13 protein-coding genes are annotated in these 18165 nt (G+C 70.2%); 5 read left to right on the forward strand and 8 right to left on the reverse strand.

Annotated features, from left to right (window positions below):
* The first annotated feature begins 34 nt into the window (after nucleotides 1-34).
* Genes uvrB through OO71_RS09960 form a run of 3 tightly spaced genes read left to right on the forward strand, consistent with a single transcriptional unit; the run spans nucleotide 35 to nucleotide 2892 of the window.
* Nucleotides 35-2194, forward strand: coding sequence for an excinuclease ABC subunit UvrB (uvrB, locus tag OO71_RS09950; RefSeq protein WP_033289440.1), 2160 nt, complete (start codon nucleotides 35-37; stop codon nucleotides 2192-2194).
* A 33-nt stretch (nucleotides 2195-2227) separates the two neighbouring features.
* The gene (locus OO71_RS09955; protein WP_245633615.1) at nucleotides 2228-2494 is read left to right on the forward strand and encodes a type II toxin-antitoxin system VapB family antitoxin; all 267 of its coding nucleotides are present in this window, start codon (nucleotides 2228-2230) and stop codon (nucleotides 2492-2494) included.
* A 32-nt stretch (nucleotides 2495-2526) separates the two neighbouring features.
* On the forward strand, nucleotides 2527-2892 hold the full coding sequence (locus OO71_RS09960) for a type II toxin-antitoxin system VapC family toxin (RefSeq protein ID WP_245633616.1): 366 nt from the start codon (nucleotides 2527-2529) through the stop codon (nucleotides 2890-2892).
* Nucleotides 2893-3440: 548 nt separating this feature from the next.
* On the opposite strand, the gene OO71_RS09965 is transcribed toward OO71_RS09960, so the two are convergent.
* The 6 genes from OO71_RS09965 to OO71_RS09990 form a co-directional block, all read right to left on the reverse strand.
* The gene (locus OO71_RS09965; RefSeq protein ID WP_033289368.1) at nucleotides 3441-5069 is read right to left on the reverse strand and encodes an amidohydrolase; all 1629 of its coding nucleotides are present in this window, start codon (nucleotides 5067-5069) and stop codon (nucleotides 3441-3443) included.
* Nucleotides 5051-6409 carry a carboxylesterase/lipase family protein gene (locus OO71_RS09970; protein WP_051791395.1) on the reverse strand — a complete coding sequence of 453 codons (1359 nt, stop codon included), beginning with the start codon at nucleotides 6407-6409 and terminating at the stop codon, nucleotides 5051-5053. The genes OO71_RS09965 and OO71_RS09970 overlap by 19 nt, the downstream gene beginning before the upstream one ends.
* Before the next feature lie 77 nt (nucleotides 6410-6486).
* Complete coding sequence (locus OO71_RS09975) at nucleotides 6487-7878, reverse strand: S28 family serine protease (protein ID WP_033289369.1); 1392 nt, start codon at nucleotides 7876-7878, stop codon at nucleotides 6487-6489.
* 95 nt (nucleotides 7879-7973) lie between these two features.
* On the reverse strand, nucleotides 7974-8729 hold the full coding sequence (locus OO71_RS09980) for an enoyl-CoA hydratase/isomerase family protein (RefSeq protein ID WP_033289370.1): 756 nt from the start codon (nucleotides 8727-8729) through the stop codon (nucleotides 7974-7976).
* A 25-nt stretch (nucleotides 8730-8754) separates the two neighbouring features.
* Nucleotides 8755-9693 carry an ABC transporter permease gene (locus OO71_RS09985; RefSeq protein WP_033289371.1) on the reverse strand — a complete coding sequence of 313 codons (939 nt, stop codon included), beginning with the start codon at nucleotides 9691-9693 and terminating at the stop codon, nucleotides 8755-8757.
* Nucleotides 9690-12530, reverse strand: coding sequence for an alpha/beta fold hydrolase (locus OO71_RS09990; RefSeq protein ID WP_033289372.1), 2841 nt, complete (start codon nucleotides 12528-12530; stop codon nucleotides 9690-9692). The genes OO71_RS09985 and OO71_RS09990 overlap by 4 nt, the downstream gene beginning before the upstream one ends.
* A gap of 304 nt (nucleotides 12531-12834) precedes the next feature.
* Between OO71_RS09990 and OO71_RS09995 the strand changes: the two genes are divergently transcribed.
* On the forward strand, nucleotides 12835-13800 hold the full coding sequence (locus OO71_RS09995; RefSeq protein ID WP_033289373.1) for a TerC family protein: 966 nt from the start codon (nucleotides 12835-12837) through the stop codon (nucleotides 13798-13800).
* A 39-nt stretch (nucleotides 13801-13839) separates the two neighbouring features.
* Nucleotides 13840-15768 (forward strand): S9 family peptidase, encoded by a 1929-nt coding sequence (locus OO71_RS10000; RefSeq protein ID WP_033289374.1) that lies wholly within the window; start codon nucleotides 13840-13842, stop codon nucleotides 15766-15768.
* Here the strand turns inward: OO71_RS10000 and OO71_RS10005 are convergent.
* Both OO71_RS10005 and OO71_RS10010 read right to left on the reverse strand, forming a co-directional pair.
* A complete protein-coding gene (locus OO71_RS10005; RefSeq protein ID WP_033289375.1) occupies nucleotides 15761-16417 on the reverse strand; it encodes an RES family NAD+ phosphorylase in 657 nt (218 codons plus the stop codon). The genes OO71_RS10000 and OO71_RS10005 overlap by 8 nt on opposite strands.
* 89 nt (nucleotides 16418-16506) lie before the next feature.
* The gene (locus OO71_RS10010; protein WP_033289376.1) at nucleotides 16507-17088 is read right to left on the reverse strand and encodes a hypothetical protein; all 582 of its coding nucleotides are present in this window, start codon (nucleotides 17086-17088) and stop codon (nucleotides 16507-16509) included.
* Nucleotides 17089-18165 lie beyond the last annotated feature (1077 nt).

Below are 18165 nucleotides of genomic sequence, written 5' to 3' on the forward strand. Positions count from 1 at the left end.
GAAATTGTCGGTGGTGGCGCCTACCCTGGTTCCCGTGGCTTTCGCAACCGAACACCCCGTCCTCGCCCAGTCCGACTTCCGGCCGGTCTCCGATGTACCCCGCACCGGCGGCCGGTTCGAAGTGGTCAGCGAGTACCAGCCCGCCGGTGACCAGCCGGCGGCCATCGACGACCTCGAACGCCGGATCACGGCGGGCGAGAAGGACGTCGTGCTGCTCGGTGCCACCGGCACCGGCAAGTCGGCCACCACCGCGTGGCTGATCGAGCGCGTCCAGCGGCCCACGCTGGTGATGGCGCCCAACAAGACGCTGGCCGCCCAGCTGGCCAACGAGCTGCGCGAGCTGTTCCCGCACAACGCGGTCGAATACTTCGTCAGCTACTACGACTACTACCAGCCCGAGGCGTACATCGCGCAGACGGACACGTACATCGAGAAGGACTCGTCGATCAACGACGACGTCGAGCGGCTGCGCCACTCCGCCACGATGAACCTGCTGTCGCGCCGGGACGTCATCGTGGTCGCGTCGGTGTCGTGCATCTACGGACTCGGCACGCCGCAGTCGTACCTCGACCGGTCCACCAAGCTCACCGTCGGCGGCACGGTGGAGCGCGACGTGCTGCTGCGGGCATTGGTCGACGTGCAGTACACGCGCAACGACATCGCGTTCGCGCGCGGCACGTTCCGGGTGCGCGGCGACACGGTGGAGATCATCCCGGCGTACGAGGAGCTGGCCATCCGGGTCGAGCTCTTCGGCGACGAGGTCGACAAGCTGTACTACCTGCATCCGCTTACTGGGGACATCGTGCGCGAGGTCGACGAGGTGCGGATCTTCCCGGCCACGCACTACGTCGCGGGTCCGGAGCGGATGGAGAAGGCGATCCGCGGGATCGAGGCCGAGCTCGAGGAGCGGCTGGCCGACCTGGAGAAGCAGGGCAAGCTGCTGGAAGCGCAGCGGCTGCGGATGCGCACGGCCTACGACGTCGAGATGATGCGCCAGGTCGGGTTCTGCTCCGGCATCGAGAACTACTCGCGGCACATCGACGGCCGCGGCCCGGGAACCGCGCCGGCCACGCTGATCGACTACTTCCCCGACGACTTCCTGCTGGTCATCGACGAGTCGCACCAGACGGTGCCGCAGATCGGCGGCATGTACGAGGGCGACATGAGCCGCAAGCGCAACCTGGTCGACTACGGGTTCCGGCTGCCGAGCGCGGTCGACAACCGGCCGCTCACCTGGGAGGAGTTCTCCGACCGGATTGGGCAGACGGTGTACCTGTCGGCCACGCCGGGTCCGTACGAGATGGGGCAGACCGGCGGCGAGTTCGTCGAGCAGGTCATCCGGCCGACCGGGCTGGTCGACCCGAAGGTGGTCGTGAAGCCCACCGAAGGGCAGATCGACGACCTGGTGCACGAGATCCGCGAGCGGGCGGAGAAGGACGAGCGCGTCCTGGTCACCACGCTCACCAAGAAGATGTCCGAGGACCTCACCGACTACCTGCTGGAGCTGGGCATCCGGGTCCGGTACCTGCACTCGGAGGTCGACACGCTGCGCCGGGTCGAGCTGCTGCGGCAGCTGCGGGCGGGCGATTTCGACGTGCTGGTGGGCATCAACCTGCTGCGGGAGGGTCTCGACCTGCCCGAGGTGTCCCTGGTGGCGATCCTCGACGCGGACAAGGAAGGCTTCCTGCGCAGCGGCACGTCGCTGATCCAGACGATCGGCCGCGCGGCGCGCAACGTGTCCGGCGAGGTCCACATGTACGCGGACAAGATCACCGACTCGATGCGGTTCGCGATCGAGGAAACGGACCGCCGCCGCGCCAAGCAGGTGGCGTACAACGAGGAACGCGGCCTCGACCCGCAGCCGCTGCGCAAGAAGATCGCCGACATCCTCGACCGCGTGTACTCGGAAGCGGAAGACTCCCAGGAGTCGGTCGCCGTCGGAGGCTCGGGCCGCAACGTTTCGCGCGGCAAGAAACCGGAACAGGGCGACCGCGTCCGCAGCTCGGGCATGCTCACCGACAAGAACGTGTCGGCCATGCCGCGCGCCGAACTGGCCGACCTGATCCAGCAGATGACCGACCAGATGATGCAAGCCGCCCGCGACCTGCAGTTCGAACTGGCCGCCCGCCTCCGCGACGAGGTCGCGGACCTGAAGAAGGAACTCCGCGGAATGGACGCAGCCGGGATCAAGTAGTTACACCATCTAGGGTGGAATTACACCATGGCGATGAACATCAAGGACCCGGAGTCCGAACGCCTGGCCGCGGAAATAGCCGAACTCACCGGAACCACGAAAACCGGTGCGGTCCGGACGGCTCTGCGCAGCATGCGGGACAAGCTTGTCGCGCAACAGCGCGCCGAGCGGAACGCGGACGACTTCGTGCGCTTCGTGCAGGACGAGATCTGGCCGCAGGTCTCCCCGGAGAACCGCGGCCGCCCGATCAGCAAGACGGAGCGTGAAGACATCCTCGGCTACGGGCCGGGTGGCGGGTGATCATCGACAGCTCCGCCATCATCGCAACACTGATGGGAGGACCGCTGGCGCTGCCGATCGCGCGCGCAATCGGCAGCGCGGAGTCGTGCCGGATCAGTGCGCCGACGTTGGTGGAGACCTCGATCGTGCTAGTGAACAAGGAAGGCGAGCGGGGCCCGGCCCTGCTGGCCTCCTTCCTGCAACGGCGCCAATTCGACGTCCTCACCTTCGGCGAAGCCCATTGGCGGACCGCCCAATCCGCATTCCTGCGCTACGGCAAGAGCAGGCACCGAGCAGCACTGACCTTCGGCGACTGCCTCACTTACGCAGCCGCAACGATCGTCGGCGAGCCCCTCCTGTGCATCGGCGACGACTTCCCGCACACCGACCTGGAGCTGGTGAAACTGGGGGAGAACTGACACCGCCGACGCTGGGCCGGTCTGGCCGCTGACGAGCGGCGGAACAAGACGAGGCGGCGGCCCGCTCCGCGGCTGAGGTCGGGCTGCAACTGGCTGTGCTTGGGGAGTGGCGGTGCGGGGCGAGGCGTAGTGCTGGCCTTTGGTTGCGGTCGGGCTGCAATTGGCTGTGCTTGGGGAGTGGCGGTGCGGGGCGAGGCGTAGTGCTGGCCTTTGGTTGCGGTCGGGCTGCAATTGGCTGTGCTTGGGGAGTCGGTGCGGGGCGAGGTAGTGCTGGCCTGTGGCTGAGGTCGGGCTGCAACCGGCTGAGCTTGGGGAGTGGTGATGCGGGGCGAGGCGTAGTGCTGGCCTGCGGTTGCGGTCGGGCTGCAACCGGCTGTGCTTGGGGAGTGGCGGTGCGGGGGCGAAGCGGCCGTCCCGGCCCCCGGGCGGCCGAGCCCAGGGGAGGGGGAGCCGTGCTCGGCTGGGCTTGGTGCGAGGTGACCGGGCGCCATGCCTGAAATGACCGCCGGACCGCAATGGCCAAGCCGACCTCCGCACCGCCCGCAGGGTCACCGGCGAAAAACCAGCTCCCCTCCCAGAAAAGTCTCCGCAACCCGCGCCGTGGGCAGGTCTTTCACCGGGCAGGTGAGGACATCCCGGTCCAGCAGCACGAAATCCGCCAGCTTGCCCGGCTCGATCGAGCCCACTCGCGCACTCCGGCCCAATACGGCGGCACCACCCATGGTCAACGCGCGCACGGCCTCCTTACAAGTGATCGTCTTCGCCGGGGTTTGCCGGCTGCGGCCCGTCCGGCCGTCGACGCGGGTCAGGGCTGCCCAGAGCTGGAAGAGCGGATCGTGGTGGGTTGCGTCGCTTGCGGTGGCGACCGGCACACCCGCGTCCAGCCACCAGCGCATCGGTGCGACCTGCTCCCACAGCTTTCCCGGCAGCCGGTTCACGTACGCCGCTTCGCCGCGGCCGTAGTCGACTCCGGCGCAGGTTTGCGCCACCATACCCATCTCCGCGAGGCATGCGATCTGCTCGCGCGTCGCATGGTGGAAGTGCTGCGCCACCCAGTTCCGCCCGGTCAACGGCGTCTCCCGGTGCACCGCCATCAGCGCCGTCACGGCGATCTCGGCTGCCCGGTCGCCGCTGGCCAATACGTTGAGCCGGATTCCGTGCTGTACGCAGAGCCGCGCAATCGCCGTCAAGTCCGTTGTGGACAGTGCCGCCACGCCATTTCCCGGTTCGTCCAGCGGGTCCAGGTACGGCTCGTGCATCAGGGCCCGGCCGAAGTGGGTCGGGCCGTCGACGGACACCGTCACGCCCGCCATTTCCAGCAGGTCGTCGCCGGAGGTGGTGGGCAGCGACGAGAGCCACGCGTCCGGGTCCGGATGGGCGACCGGCATCTCGTGCGTGGCGACTACCCGGCACGCCAGCCGACCCGTGGCGTGCAGGGCCTGCAGGTCGGCGGTGAAGGCGTTGGCGTGTCCCTCGTAAATGCTGGTGACACCCAGCGCGAGGTTTTCGTCGAGCGCGCGGGCGATCGCGGCACGCCGAGCAGGCACCGGCAACTGCGGCTGCAGCGCCATCATCCGGCGGACCGCGGGGCTTTCCGCGCGATACGGCGTGAGCCCGTGCACGAGGCCGGTCGGTTCACCGGAAGCGTCGCGGACGATCCGCAACCCGGGTTCGTCCGTGAGCTCGAGCAGCTCCAAGGCGCGGCTGTTCAGCACCGCGGGATGCGGCCAGTACACCGAAGTCGGGATGTGTACCGGGTTTTCGGGCGCGACGGCGTCCAGGTCGGATCGCGTGGGCCAACGTCCCTCGGCCCATTTCCCGGGCAGGCCGAAGAAATCCGGTGGCTCACCCAACGGCGACGGGACGATCCACGCGCCCGGCTCGGCCTTCGCCGCGGCCGCGCCGATCCGGGCGGCCACCTCGGCCACCGACGTCGCACCGGCCAGCGACGGTTCCGCCGCGTCGAGGATCCCGCGCAGCACCGAATGGGCGTGCGCGTCGATGAAACCCGGGAGCACCGTCTGCCCGCCGAGATCCACGACCGGACCCGGCCGCCCGGAAAGCTCGGCGCTGCTCCCGACCGCCGTGAACACCCCGTCGCGCACCGCGAAGGCCTGGGCGATGGTGAACCGGCCGTCGACCGTGACGACTTTCCCGTTCAGATAGACGGTTTCCATGCCCACCCGTCCTGGACGGCCGACGTCGTGTCCACCCGCAGCACGGAACCTCCGGCCGGCCACAGTGGCAGGGCAGGATGCGAGGGACGGCCGCTGCGCACGAACTCGGCCACCGCGCCACCGAACGCCGCGGCGAGCGGACGGAGCCCGGCCCGGTCGGCGTCGCCGAGCATCGGGGCGTCGGCCCACGCGTCGAAGGTGCCGAACAGGAACGGCAGGTCGATCCCGTGCGCGGCCCCGATTTCCCCAGCACGCCAAGCGAATTCGTACCCGTACGCCGGATGCCCGATCGCCGCGCGGTCCTCGGCCAGGCGCTGCGCCGGCGCACGGAACAGTGTCTCGGTGAGGTCATCGGCGGCCCGCGTCCAGGGCGCTGCATCGGCCCGGCGCGGGTACCGAAAAGCGTGCGCCTCGTCGCTGGTCACGCCGATCAGCAGGTCGACCTCCGGAGACACCGCCTCGGCAAACGCCGTCCGCAAATCAGGCCACGGCACCTCGGAGGTGCGCGTGATACCCAGCGGCATCAGCAATCCACCGGACGGAGGCATCCGGCGATACGCGTCGACGAACTCGGTCGCCTCGAGCGCCCGTACCGCGTCCGCGTCGGCCGGGTCGGCGCCCAGCGCAGCGAAGTACTGGCGAGCGGCCTCGGTTGCCTCATCGGCGGTCGGCATCTGTGTTTCGGGAGCCGAGCTCTGCAAGAGCACCCGGCGGACCAGCGGCCGGGTGCGCTCGGTCGCCGCCAGCAGACCGGCGAGCTGCGCCCCGGCGGACTGCCCGCCGACGGTGATCGCGTCCGGAGCCCCGCCGAATGCGGCCACGTTCGCCGCGGTCCACTCCAGCGCGAGCGCGACGTCGTGCAGGCCGAGGTTGCCGGGTCCGAGCCGGTCGGTGAGCTCCGCCGGGTACAGGAATCCCAGCGCGCCGAGCCGGTAGTTCATCGTCACGACGACGATCCCGTTCTCCGCCGCCAGCCGCGCCCCGCGGTACCACTCCCAGCCGCCGGACCCGCTCACCGTCGCGCCGCCGTGGATCCAGAACAGCACCGGCAGGTCCGTGCCGTCTTCCGGCGCCCACACGTTGACGGTGAGGCAGCCGCGTTCGGCGACCGTCCCGCCCGGCCGGCCCATCACCGATTCCAGCCGCGACGGCGCCTGCGGAGCGGCCGGGCCGGGACTCCCGGCGGGGAGCGGCGTGTCCCACGGCTCCGGCGGGCGCGGCAGAGCGAACCGCAGCGGCCCGACCGGGTCCGCGGCGTACGGGATGCCGAGGAACTCCCGGACCCCGTCGCGGCGCCGCCCGGCGACCGGACCGGACGTGGTGGTGACGGCCTCGTCCACGGAAAGTTCTCCCTGCGCCGTGCGGAAGCTGGCGCGCGAATGTATATCGTGGATCTGACGACCGTCAAGGACAGGGGTTAGAGTCGGCCGTTCCGGGTCCGGGTGGAGTCGAAGTCCGGGAACCCGGCCGGGGCCATCCGCGCCCGGGCAGCCGACGGAGCAGGCGGCAGCCCGGCCCAGCGGCGGATCGTCGTGGTGGCGGCGGCGGAATCGGCTTCCGGCAAGCCGCCGATGTCCGCCATGTGGTTGCCGCCGGGCTGGAAGTACCGGTACGAATCCCGGCTGCCCGCGCCCAGTTCGAACGGCTCGGCGCTCCACGGGTCGTTCGCGCCGTACACGAAGAGCAGCCGCGTCCCGCGGGATTTCACCCAGCGGTCGATGTCCGGCATGGCCAGGAAGTCGAACCGCGGCAGGCGGATCGACCGCGGCACGAACGACTCGGGCCGGTCGGCGCCGGGGTAGCGGAGCAGGTCCCGCAGATGCCCGTCGTACGCCTCGGGCGAGCCGAGCTGGACCGCGGCCTGGTAGTAGTACGGCGTGTACCGGCCGACCCGCTGGTCGGCGTACTCGTTGAAGCTCTCCACCTGTTCGAACCACTCGAACACCTCGGCGGCGGGCGCACCCGGCTTCGGCACCGACTCGCAGCGGTTCGGGGACTGGTACTGCCAGAAGGCGAAGTACGCGTCGATCACTGCGACCTCGAAGGACTTGTCCGCCGAGCCGACCGTCGTGAACGTGAGACCTTGTTCCTTCGCCTGCGCGGCGGCGAGGTCCCCGAGCTCACCGCGCCGCTTCAACGCGTCTCGCTGCAGGTCCCGCAGCGCCGCGCGGCAGGCCGGATCGTCGCCCACGTTGTCCAGGAAGTGGTTGTACGCGTCGACCTGGTCGAGTACGTCGTTGGGCGCGACGTACGGGATCGTCGCGTCGACGTCGTCCGGGAAGAACCGGCGGTAGTACGTCGCCGTCATGCCGCCCTTGCTCTCGCCAGTCGCGAGCCACTTACCCGGGTAGATCGCCTTGAACGCCTGCACGGCACGGTGCTCGTCGGCGGCCGCCTGCCAGATCGTCAGTTGCTTCGCCCAATCGGCGGGCGAAGGACGCGAAGGCGTGAAGTAGCGGTACTCCATCGACAGCTGGTTGCCGTCGACGATCCGCGTCGGCTCGGACCGGCCGGGCCGGGTGGCGACGTCGTACCCGCTGGTGTAGGCGACGGTCGGCGCGGTGAAAGTGCGGTGCAGCAGGGTGAACCGCTGCTGGAACGACCCGGCCCCGGGGCGCCGGTGGTCGGCCGGCTGGGTGAAGGTGAGCTGGAAGAACCGGTACCCGTCCGGCGCGGGGTCCTCCGAGACCACCGTGAGCCCGGGGATGCGTTGGAGCGCTTCCTTGATGTCGGCCTGCGCAGAAGCCGGTACCGCCAAGCCGGTCAGCGTGAGCAGCACCGCTGTGCACACCGCGAACAACCTGCGCATCAACGCACCCCCGGTTCCCGGACCCTCGGGAGGAGAGTCACAGAACCCGGGGGTGCGGGCAACAGATGTTCGGGCAGAGATCATGGCGCAAAAGGTCAGCGCTTCAGCACCTTCTCCACGTACGCCTTCACCGCCGCCAGCGCTGCTTCGGAACGCCACATGCGCTCGACCTGCACGTCGTCGGACATGCGGTTCTCCGCGATCCGCTCGTGGTAGGGCTGACGCAGCTGGGCCTTGGTGTGCGCGAACGCGTCGGCCGGAAGTTCACCGAGCCGGGTGGCGAGCTCGCGGGCACGGGTGGCCAGCTCGTCGGCGGGCACGACCTCGTCGACGATCCCGCGGGGCTGCGCGTCGGCCATGGTGAGCGTGGCGCCGCTGTAGATGAGCGCGGGCAGCGGCGTGGTGCCGTACGTGCAACGCAGGATTTCCAGCGCGGACAACGGGAACGGCACGCCGACGAGCAGTTCGGTCACGCCGATGCGGCCCGGACCTTCGGCGGCGATGCGGTGGTCGCAGGCCGCGGCGAGCACCATGCCGCCCGCGATCGCGTGGCCGTTGACCGCGGCCACCACCGGGCGCGGGTAGCCGAAGACGGCCAGGAACGCGTCGGACAGGGCGGGCAGGAAGTCTCCGAGGTAGCGCGCGCCGCCCTCGTCGATGCTCAGCAGGTCGACTCCGGCGGAGAACATGTTGCCGGATCCGGTGAGCACGACGGCGCGTGCGCCCGCCGCGTCGGCCTCTTCGAGCTTGAGCACCAGCTCCCGGCAGGTGGCGGTGTCGAGGGTGTTGCCGCGGCCGTGGTCGAGGGTCACCAGCGCGATGCCGGCGTCGAGTTCGAGGTGGATCGTCACGCGCCGACCGTACCCGACCGCGGCTTCAGCTGGTGATGTCCTTCCGCGCGAACCGGCGCCCGGCCAGCAGCAGGAACACCGTGGTGTACAGCACCGACGACAGCACGCCGCTCGCCAGGTTCGTCCAGTCGATGTCCGTGGAGATCAGGTCGAGCCAGGCGAACGAGTAGTGCGTGGGCAGGTAGTTGCGCAGGCCCTCCAGCGCGGTGATCTGGTCGAGGATCTGCGACAGGATCGCCACCAGTACGGTGCCGCCGACGGCGCCCAGCGGGGCATCGGTCGACACGCTGAGCAGCAGCGCCAGCCCGGCCACCCAGGCCAGCTGCACCACGATGTACACAGTGGACATCAGCAGCGCGAGCAGGCTGTCGCCGAAGCTCACCGCGTCGCCGGTGGGACTGATCGCGTCGCCCGCGCCGTACCAGATCACGCCGACCAGCAGCGACACCACCGGCAGCAGCACGAGCGCCGCGATCGACAGCAGCCCGGACACCATGGCCTTCTGCCGCAGCAGCCGGTGCCGCGGCACCGGGATCGCCAGCAGGTACTTCAGGCTCGACCACGACGATTCGCTCGCGATGGTGTCGCCGAAGAACAACGCGACGATCATCGGCAGCAGGAACGTGCCGGACACGAAGAACGCGAGCACGACGAAGTTCGGCGCGCTCGCCGTCGCAAGGTCCACGAAGCCACCCGAACGGCGGTTCGGGTTGGCCTGCCCGATCTCGAACGCCACCACCAGGATGAACGGCAGCAGCGCCACGAACCCCAGCACGAGCTGGGTCCGGCGGCGCCGCAGCTGCCGCCTCAGCTCCACGCCCAGCCGCAGCGTGCGGTCGGCGCGGTAACCGGCCACCGCACCGTCCGGGCCCACCTCGGCGGGCTCGGCGGTGGCCAGCTCGCTCAGTTCCTGCAACGCGGCCGGGTCGGTGTGCACCCCGCCGGAATCGTTGGTGCCGCTCATGAATCGTCTCCCACCAGCTGCAGGAATGCGTCTTCGAGCCGGCGCCGCGGCCCGGCCTGTTCCACGGCGACGCCCGCCCGCACGAGCACCGCCACCGCCTCGGCGCGCGGCAACCCGTCGAGGTTCGCGTGCACGAGGTCGCCGTCGGTCTCGATGTCCGAGACCCCGCCGGCCGCCTTGAGCGCCGCGGCGGCCGCCTGCGGGTCGCCGACCCGGAAGGTGGCCTCGCCGCTCGCCGCGGCCAGCTCGCCGACCTCGCCCGAGGCCACGAGCGTCCCGCGGTGCATCACGACCACGTGCGAACACGTCTGCTCGACCTCGGCCAGCAAGTGGCTCGACACGACGACGGTGCGCCCGGTGCCGGCGTAGCGCTGCAGGACCTCGCGCATCTGGTGGATCTGGGGCGGGTCGAGCCCGTTGGTCGGTTCGTCGAGCACCATGAGCTCCGGCAGGCCGAGCATCGCCTGCGCGATCGCGAGCCGCTGCCGCATGCCCTGGCTGTACGTCTTCACCCGCCGGTGCACCGCGTCGCCGAGCCCGGCGATCTCCAGCGCCTCGGTGAAGTGCGCCTTCTCCGCGGGCCGTCCGGTCGCGGCCCAGTACAGCTCCAGGTTCGCCTTGCCGGACAGATGCGGCAGGAAGCCGGACCCCTCCACGAACGACCCGATCCGCGACAGCACCGGCGCACCCGGCGCGATCCGGTGGCCGAACACGCGGATCTCGCCCGCGGTCGGCGTGATCAGGCCCATCAGCATGCGCAGGGTGGTCGTCTTGCCCGCGCCGTTCGGGCCGAGCAGGCCGAGCACTTGACCCGGTTCGACGCGGAACGACAGGTCCCGGACCGCGGTGAACCCGCCTGCGTACTGCTTGCGCAGGTCCTTGATCACCAGCGGGGTCCCGGCCAGGTCCGGGTCGACATCGTGCGCCCGGCGCCGCCGGATCGCGGCGACGACGGCCACGGCGATACCCACCAGGATCGTCGCGCCGATGCCGATGATCTTGCCGATGGGCAGCGGCGCGCCGACCGAATTGCCGGGTACCACCGGGATCGCGAGCGAGGTGCCGGGCGCGAGGCCGACGCGGAACACGGCGGGCTGTGCCGGAACGGAATACGCCTGATCGGTGGTACCGACGACCAGCCGCAGCGAATGCCCGGAGTCGATCGGCCGGACGACGCCCGGCAGCGTCACCGTGACGTCCACCGGGGTGCCGTCGGCGGGCAGCCCGGTGACCCGGAACGGCGCGACCGCATTCGCGGGCAGCACGCGGGTGCCGTCCTGGCCGACGTCGTACAGCTTCGCGAACAGCACCGCCTCGGACACCGGCTGCGACGGATCGGCCGCGACCTGCAGCCGTACCGTGCTCGAACCGGCCAGCAACACCTGGCTGTCGAACGGCGCGGTGCCGAACTGCGCGGCCTGCCCGGGCGGGTCCATGCTGAACAGCGGAGCCAGCCGCGACGAACCGGCCGCGAGCGCATTGAGCCCCGGAATCCCGCTCACCGCCGCGGGATTCGCCCCGGCGGGCCGCACCGCGGGCTGGGCCGGACCGGTGAGCGGCACCTGCTTGCGCTCGGTTCCGGCGCCGGCGAGCCCGGGGTACGCGGTCGTCTCCACGGTGCGCACGGACGGGGTGCCGTTGGCCCGCAACGTGCCCTGGACGTCGTAACTGAAGCTGTGGCCGGGATCGCCTTGCCCGGTGAGCGAAGACCACAGGAAGTCGCCGATTTTCGCGCGCAGTTGCGGCCCGGGGACGCCGCCGTCGTGGCCGCCGGTGTACCAGATCGTGCGGACCGGCCCGCCCGCCGCGGTGATCTGCCGTGCGGTGGCGTCGGACTGGTCGAGCCCGAACAGCGTGTCGCTCTCGCCCTGCACGAGCAGCGTCGGCGCGGTGATCTTGCCGGTGACCGAAGCGGGGGAGATGCGGTGCAACAGCGCGACAGTCTCGGGGCTCGCCTTGCCGGTGGTCGCGAGTTCCGTGTACGCCCGGCACACTTCGGCGGTGAACCGGCCGCACGGATCGGCCGACGGCAGCTGTGCCCGGGCTTGCGGGGCAACGGCTTGCGGCGCGGCTCCGCCGTTGCCCGCGGTGCCGCCGGTGTCGCTGGTCGGCTGCCCGGCTTCGGGTGCCTCGGCCGAGGAGCCGCTGGCCGCCGGTGCACCCGAACCCGCGGAGAAGAAGATGCCCGCCCAGCTCTTCTTGAAGACGCCGTCCGCGGCGAATGCGCCCGCGGCCGGGGTTTTCGCCTCCGCGGTCGTGGCCGACGCGGTGTTCGGCACGAGGCCCTGTGCGAGGTCGTTGTACGTGATCACCGGCGCGAGCGCGCGTACCCGATGGTCCGTTCCGGCGAGCAGCAGCGACAGCGCACCGCCGTACGAAGCCCCGGTCACCGCGATTTCCGGCGCGCCGCCGGGACCGTTCGCGACGTCGTGGCTCGCCACCAGCCGGTCGATCAGCCGGCTCGCGTCGGCGACCTCGCCGTCCGGATCGTTCAGGCCGATCTTGCCGGTGCTGCGCCCGAATCCGCGGGCAGACCAGGTGAGCACCACGAATCCGCGCCCGGCGAGCTCGCGGGCCTGCGGGTCCACACCGGACTTGTCGCCGCCGAAGCCGTGCGCGAGCAGCACCGCGGGCGCGGGCGTGCGCTCGGGGTAGTAAGTGGTGGTGTCGATGCGGACGTCGCCGGGCATCGTGACGACGGCGTCCTGGGTCCGGACCGGTGCGGGTCCGGTGTCGCGGGTCGCCCAGACGGCGACTGCGGCAGCCGCGACGGCGACGACCGCGGCGAGCGCGATCAGCCGGGAGCCGCGGGTGCGGGGAAGCGGGATTCGGGGCACGAACCGACGTTATGGCTACTTTGCTGAGAACGGTGAGCCGATTTCACACGGATCAGACATCTTCTTCACCCATCCGGTGCGCAGCGTGACCGAGGTAACACGGCCGGTCCGGTGACGCGGGCAACCTCCGCTGGCGTTTGCAGCCCGTAACCGGCAGACTGGACACGCTGTGAGGGGAGTATTCCTTCGCGGCGGTGTCGTCAGCACGGTGACCTGCGGGTCCCCGGCACCGCCGGCCGGTTCTTCGCCGGCGGAAGAGACCTCCGGTTAGTTGCTGCTGCGCACTATCCGGAGGTTCCTGCAAATGACTGTGCCCCTGTGGCTGTGGATCGCGACAGTCGGCGGCCTGCTCGCCCTGATCGCACTCGACCTGGTGATCGTCGACCGCAAGCCGCACGAGGTGACCACCGGTGAGGCCGCCCGGTGGGTGATCTTCTACATCGCGTGCGCCGTCCTGTTCGGGGCCGGCGTGTGGTTCTTCGCCGGGCACGACCCTGGCGTCGAGTTCTTCACCGGGTACATCACCGAGTACTCCCTGAGTGTCGACAACCTGTTCATCTTCATGATCATCATGGCGTCGTTCAAGGTGCCTGCCATCCACCAGCACCGCGTGCTGCTGGTCGGCATCCTGCTCGCGCTGGCGATGCGCAGCGTGTTCATCGCGGTCGGCGCGGCGCTGATCGCGCAGTTCGTGTGGGTGTTCTTCCTCTTCGGCGCGGTGCTGATCTGGACCGCGATCAGCATGCTGCGGAGCAAGGGCGAGGAAGAGGAGTACCACGAGAACGCGCTCACCCGCTGGGTGCGCAAGCTGTTCCCGGTCACCGACGAGTACCACGGCCACAAGTACGTGGTGAAGCAAGGCGGCAAGCGGATGATCACGCCGATGCTGCTGGTGATCATCGCCATCGGCTCGGCCGACCTGCTCTTCGCGGTGGACTCGATCCCGGCGATCTTCGGCATCACGCAGGAGGCGTTCCTGGTCTTCACCGCCAACGCGTTCGCGCTGATGGGCTTGCGGCAGCTGTACTTCCTGCTCGGCGGGCTCGTCACGAAGCTCGTGTACCTGAGCTACGGCCTCGCGGTGATCCTCGCCTTCATCGGCGCGAAGCTCGTGGTCCACGCACTGCACGAGTACCACCTCGCGCCGGACTGGCTCGACATCAACAACTGGATGTCCCTCGGCGTCATCGTCGTCGTGCTCACCGTCACCACGGTGGCGAGCCTGATGAAGGCGAAGCGCGACGAGCGGCAGGCGGTCGAGGCGAAATAGGGTCGTTCGTCTTGCTAAGGATCGAGTACCGTCGTCGGCATGCGTCCTGCCGACATCGAAGCCATCGCCGTCCCCGGCCGCCCGGCACTGCGTGGTGACCTGCTGCTCACCGCGGTGAGCAGTCCCGATCTGGAATCCGACCGGAACAGTGGCACCCTCCGCCGGGTACCGCTGTCCGGTGGCGACACGGCCTGGACGCACGGCCCGCGGGATTCCGCTCCCGCGATCTCGCCGGACGGCCGCTGGGTCGCGTTCCTGCGGGCCGGTGCGGGCAAGGGTGCCGACGGCAGCCCGCAGGTGCACGTGATGCCGTCGGACGGCGGCGAGGCACGGCAGGTCACGTCGCTGCCGCTCGGGGCGGACGCGCCGGTGTGGGCGCCGGATTCGCGCCGGATCGCTTTTACCGCACGGGATCCCGAGCCGGGCCGCTATGGCACGTCGGACTCCGAGGACCGCACGCCGGAGCCTGCCGCCGAGGCGCCGCGGCGGATCACGCGCTTGGACTACCGGATCGACAACGTCGGCTTCCTGCGCGACCGGCCCCGTCGGCTGTATGTGCTGGACGCGCTGGAACCCGGTGAGCCGCAAGCGGTTTCGCCCGGTGACTACAGCGTCGGCCAGCCGGTGTGGACGCCGGACGGGTCGCGCGTGGTCGTCGTCGTGCCGCGGGACTTCGATCGGGTCGAGACGCTGGAGGACGACCTTGTCGCGTTCCCGGCTGCGGGTGGCACGCCGGAGGTGCTGGTCACCGGTCCGGGGTATGTCGAGTATCCGGTGTACGGCGCGGACGGCACGTTGTACTTCCTCGGCTCGTCCCATGTGGACGGTGTGGTGGTCGCGTGCAACGTCGGGCTTTATGCGGCGGTGCCGGGCGGAGAGCCGCGGCGGCTGACGGACGTCGAGACGGTCGACCTCGAAAGCGGCGCTGGTCCGGCGGTGCCGCTGGGGGACGAGGTGCTGGTCGCGGTGCGGAACCGGGGTGCGGTGGAGCTGCGCGCGGTTCCGGCCGACGCGAAGGACTTGGCGCTCGACGACCTGCGGGTCCTGCACGGCGGGCAGGTCGCGGTTCTCGGGTTTGCGGCGGACGGCGACACGGTGGTCGCGGTGGTGGCGGGTCCGGAGACCGCGGGAGAGCTGGTGGTCCTCGGGCCCGATGGTCCGCGAGTGCTCACGGACTACTCGAAACCGTTGCGGGACAAGGGTCTTTGTGAGGTCGTCGAACTCACCACGACGGCACCGGACGGCTACCCGGTGCACGGCTGGCTCGTGCTCCCCGAGGGCGCCGGGCCGCATCCCGTGCTGCGCGTGGTGCACGGCGGGCCGTTCACCCAGCAGGCGTGGTCGGTGTTCGACGAGGCGCAGGTGTACGCGTCGGCCGGGTTCGCGGTGGTGCTCGGCAATCCGCGCGGGTCGGCCGGGTACGGGCAGGCGCACGGCCGCGCGGTCGTCGGCGCACTGGGTACGGTCGATGTCGACGATGTCCTTGCGCTGCTGGACAAAGCGCTGGAACGGCCCGACCTCGACTCGTCGCGCACGGGCATCATGGGCGGGTCGTACGGCGGATTCATGACGAGCTGGGTCGCCGCGAAGCATCCCGGCCGGTTCCGCGCGGCGTGGAGCGAGCGCGCGGTGAACGCGTGGGACTCCTTCGCGGGCAGCTCGGACATCGGGTACTACTTCGCGGAGGCTTACGTCGGCGCCGACCCGGCCGAGCAACGTCTGCGCAGCCCGCTGACGTATGCCGCTCAGGTGCAGATCCCGTTCGCTGTGGCGCATTCCGAGGAGGACTGGCGGTGCCCGCTGGAGCAGGCGCAGCGGATGTTCGTGGCGCTGCGGCACGCCGGGGTGGACACGGAGTTCCTGCTGTTCCCGGGCGAGGGGCACGAGCTGACGCGCTCGGGGCGGCCGCGGCACCGGGTGCAGCGGTTCGAGGCGGTGCTGGAGTGGTGGTCGCGGTACCTCAGCTGAGCAGGGTGTAGTTCAGCTCCTCGCACACGCGGCCGAGCGGCACGTCGAGCCCCGGATGGTCCAGCGGAAGCAGGACGTCCGGGGCGATCGGCAGCGCCGCGCCCGCGGGTGGGTCCCAGAGGCACACGGCGGGCTCGCCGGCGTCCATCGACGAGCGGTACCAGAGCCCATCGAGGTCGGGCATCGCGCCGCGGATCGCGCGCGCCCAGGCCTGGGTGATTTTCTTGGGACCGCTGGAGATCTCCTGTGAGGCACCGACGCGGGTGGGCCACAGCCCGGTGAGGTCGAGCAGCCGCAGCACGCGCGTGGGACGGACCACGACGAGCCGCGGCCCGCGGGTGCTGCGGTCCACTGTGGACGTCGTCTGGAACACCTCGGCGACACTCGTGCGCACGGTGAGGCCGAAGTACAGCACGCCGTTCGCCGGATCGGTGACCGGACGCCCGCCCCGGCCGGGCGGCTGCTGGTCGAAGCGGCCGTGCGGGAGCGGGCCGGTGTAGCGGAACGTGTTCCACTGCTGCGGGTGGTTGCCGTGTGCGGTGAAGATGCGGACCAGCCGGGTCTCGGGCGGCACCGGCACCACGTCGTGGGTGCGGTCCAGCCCTTTGACCAGTGCGGACCGCGCCGGGGGCAAGGGGAGCCGGGCCATGCGGGGAAGGTCGTCCGTCCTGTGTCGGGGAGGGGGCACGCCGGACGGGCAGGGTGGCGGACCTGCGGTCGGCGGGGAGGGTCAGCGGGTCAGAACGGCTCGCCGAGGGTGGCGACGAGCCGCGCGACCTGCTCGGGGTCACCCCCGGCGAGCAGCCACTGCCGCGGCGTGGCGGGCCGGTCGCTGATCACCAGGTCGGACTGCGGGGTGTTCATGAAAGCGGCGACGACGAGCGCGGGCTGATCCTCGGGCACCGCACGCAGCACGACCTCGAGACCGGGCAGCACACCGGAGCCGTTGAACTGCCACGCGGGCAGCCGCCAGCCCTGGTCCTTCCATCCGGTGAGGCGTCCTTCCTTCAGCCGATGCCGGATCCGGCTGTCGTCGACGTTGAGCATTTCGGCGGCCTGCCCGACCGACAACGCGGAATCCGCAAGCACGGCGTGCGCCGCGACGGTCCGCGCGCGAAAGTCCGGCTCGGCCTCGTCGCGCGGACTCAGGTCGAGCCCCACGTCGGCGAGCGCGGCCCGCTGGTCGGCCGAGAAGTAATGCGAAGGATCCGGATTGGGCGGCGACAACCGGCGGGCCGCGTCCTCCACGAGACTGAGGAACTCGTGAGCATCGGCCTTGAGGCCGGCTCTGGCGAGGACGTTCTCCAGCGCGATCGACATGCGCCCAGACTAGCGCGTGTGTGCGGGTTCGTGCGTTTTCTCACCGATTTGTGGGGGAATTCACCAAAGATCGACACGTATCGCACATCAGTCAACACGATGCGTAGGCGATTTCGGCCCAGTCTGCACTGGAGCGGGTGTGTTGTCCAGGCCGGGGTCCGGCTTGACACCCGGGATCGGCAGTTTTACGTTCGGGTTGGTAATCGATTTCTCGCCTCTTGAAGGTGGGTGAAGCCGGGCTTGGGTTTGGGGCTGGACTCGGGGTTTGGGCGGGGGTTTGGGTTTGGGCTTGGGGGACAGGGGGTGGGGCGTGCCGGGCAGGCCGGTCTGGTTCACCGGCCTGCCCGGCACGTGGCCTGTTCCCTGCCTGGTGGGGTTCGGTGGCCTGCCCGGCACGTGGCCTGTTCCCTGCCTGGTGAGGTTCGGTGGCCTGCCCGGCACGTGGCCTGTTCCCGGCCTGGTGGGGTTCGGTGGGATTCCGGTCGGCTTTTGTTGCTGGGGTAGATCTGCTTGCAGCAGATCTGCCCACGGTGGATCTGCTTACAGCAGATCCGCTTGCAGCAGATCTGCCTGAAGCAGATCGAGGGCGGCCACTCGACGGGCTTGGCCCGGTGACCTTCCTAGCGGACTTTTGCCCGGTGACCTCGGCGTGGAGACTTTCGTCGATGACAGGCCTGGTGACCATTCTCGCGGGCCTCGCTCGCTGACCTTGGCCTGGTTCTCGGCCGCTGCACCGCCACATGACCGCCGGACCGGCTCGGCCGCTCGGATCCCCCTTGGCCACCTCTGTTGCTTGGGCAAACTTGGCCCCGTCGGCGAGCTGGTGCTCCACGGAGACTCGTTCGTCCTGGGAAATCTCGGCTACCGAAGTAAAAGCGGTATAGCTCCTGGGAAATCTGGGCTACCGCAGTAAAAGTGCGATCGTGCGCTCAGCCACGGCATTGCCGGTGAGCGCCCAGCACCTCGAACCCGGCCCGGTATCCTCGTCTCAGGCGTCTCAGGCGTCTCAGGCGTCTCAGGCGTCTCAGGCGTCTCAGGCGTCTCAGGCGTCTCAGGCGTCTCAGGCGTCTCAGGCGT

It is taken from the genome of Amycolatopsis jejuensis, assembly GCF_000717335.1.
Lineage (GTDB): Bacteria > Actinomycetota > Actinomycetes > Mycobacteriales > Pseudonocardiaceae > Amycolatopsis > Amycolatopsis jejuensis.

Coding starts and splice junctions, on each gene's coding strand:
- OO71_RS09960 (WP_245633616.1), top strand. CDS start 2,527: ATGGGAGGACCGCTGGCGCTGCCGATCGCGCGCGCAATCGGCAGCGCG.
- OO71_RS10000 (WP_033289374.1), top strand. CDS start 13,840: ATGCGTCCTGCCGACATCGAAGCCATCGCCGTCCCCGGCCGCCCGGCA.
- OO71_RS09995 (WP_033289373.1), top strand. CDS start 12,835: ATGACTGTGCCCCTGTGGCTGTGGATCGCGACAGTCGGCGGCCTGCTC.
- OO71_RS09955 (WP_245633615.1), top strand. CDS start 2,228: ATGAACATCAAGGACCCGGAGTCCGAACGCCTGGCCGCGGAAATAGCC.
- OO71_RS10010 (WP_033289376.1), bottom strand. CDS start 17,088: ATGTCGATCGCGCTGGAGAACGTCCTCGCCAGAGCCGGCCTCAAGGCC.
- OO71_RS10005 (WP_033289375.1), bottom strand. CDS start 16,417: ATGGCCCGGCTCCCCTTGCCCCCGGCGCGGTCCGCACTGGTCAAAGGG.
- OO71_RS09965 (WP_033289368.1), bottom strand. CDS start 5,069: ATGGAAACCGTCTATCTGAACGGGAAAGTCGTCACGGTCGACGGCCGG.
- OO71_RS09985 (WP_033289371.1), bottom strand. CDS start 9,693: ATGAGCGGCACCAACGATTCCGGCGGGGTGCACACCGACCCGGCCGCG.
- OO71_RS09975 (WP_033289369.1), bottom strand. CDS start 7,878: ATGCGCAGGTTGTTCGCGGTGTGCACAGCGGTGCTGCTCACGCTGACC.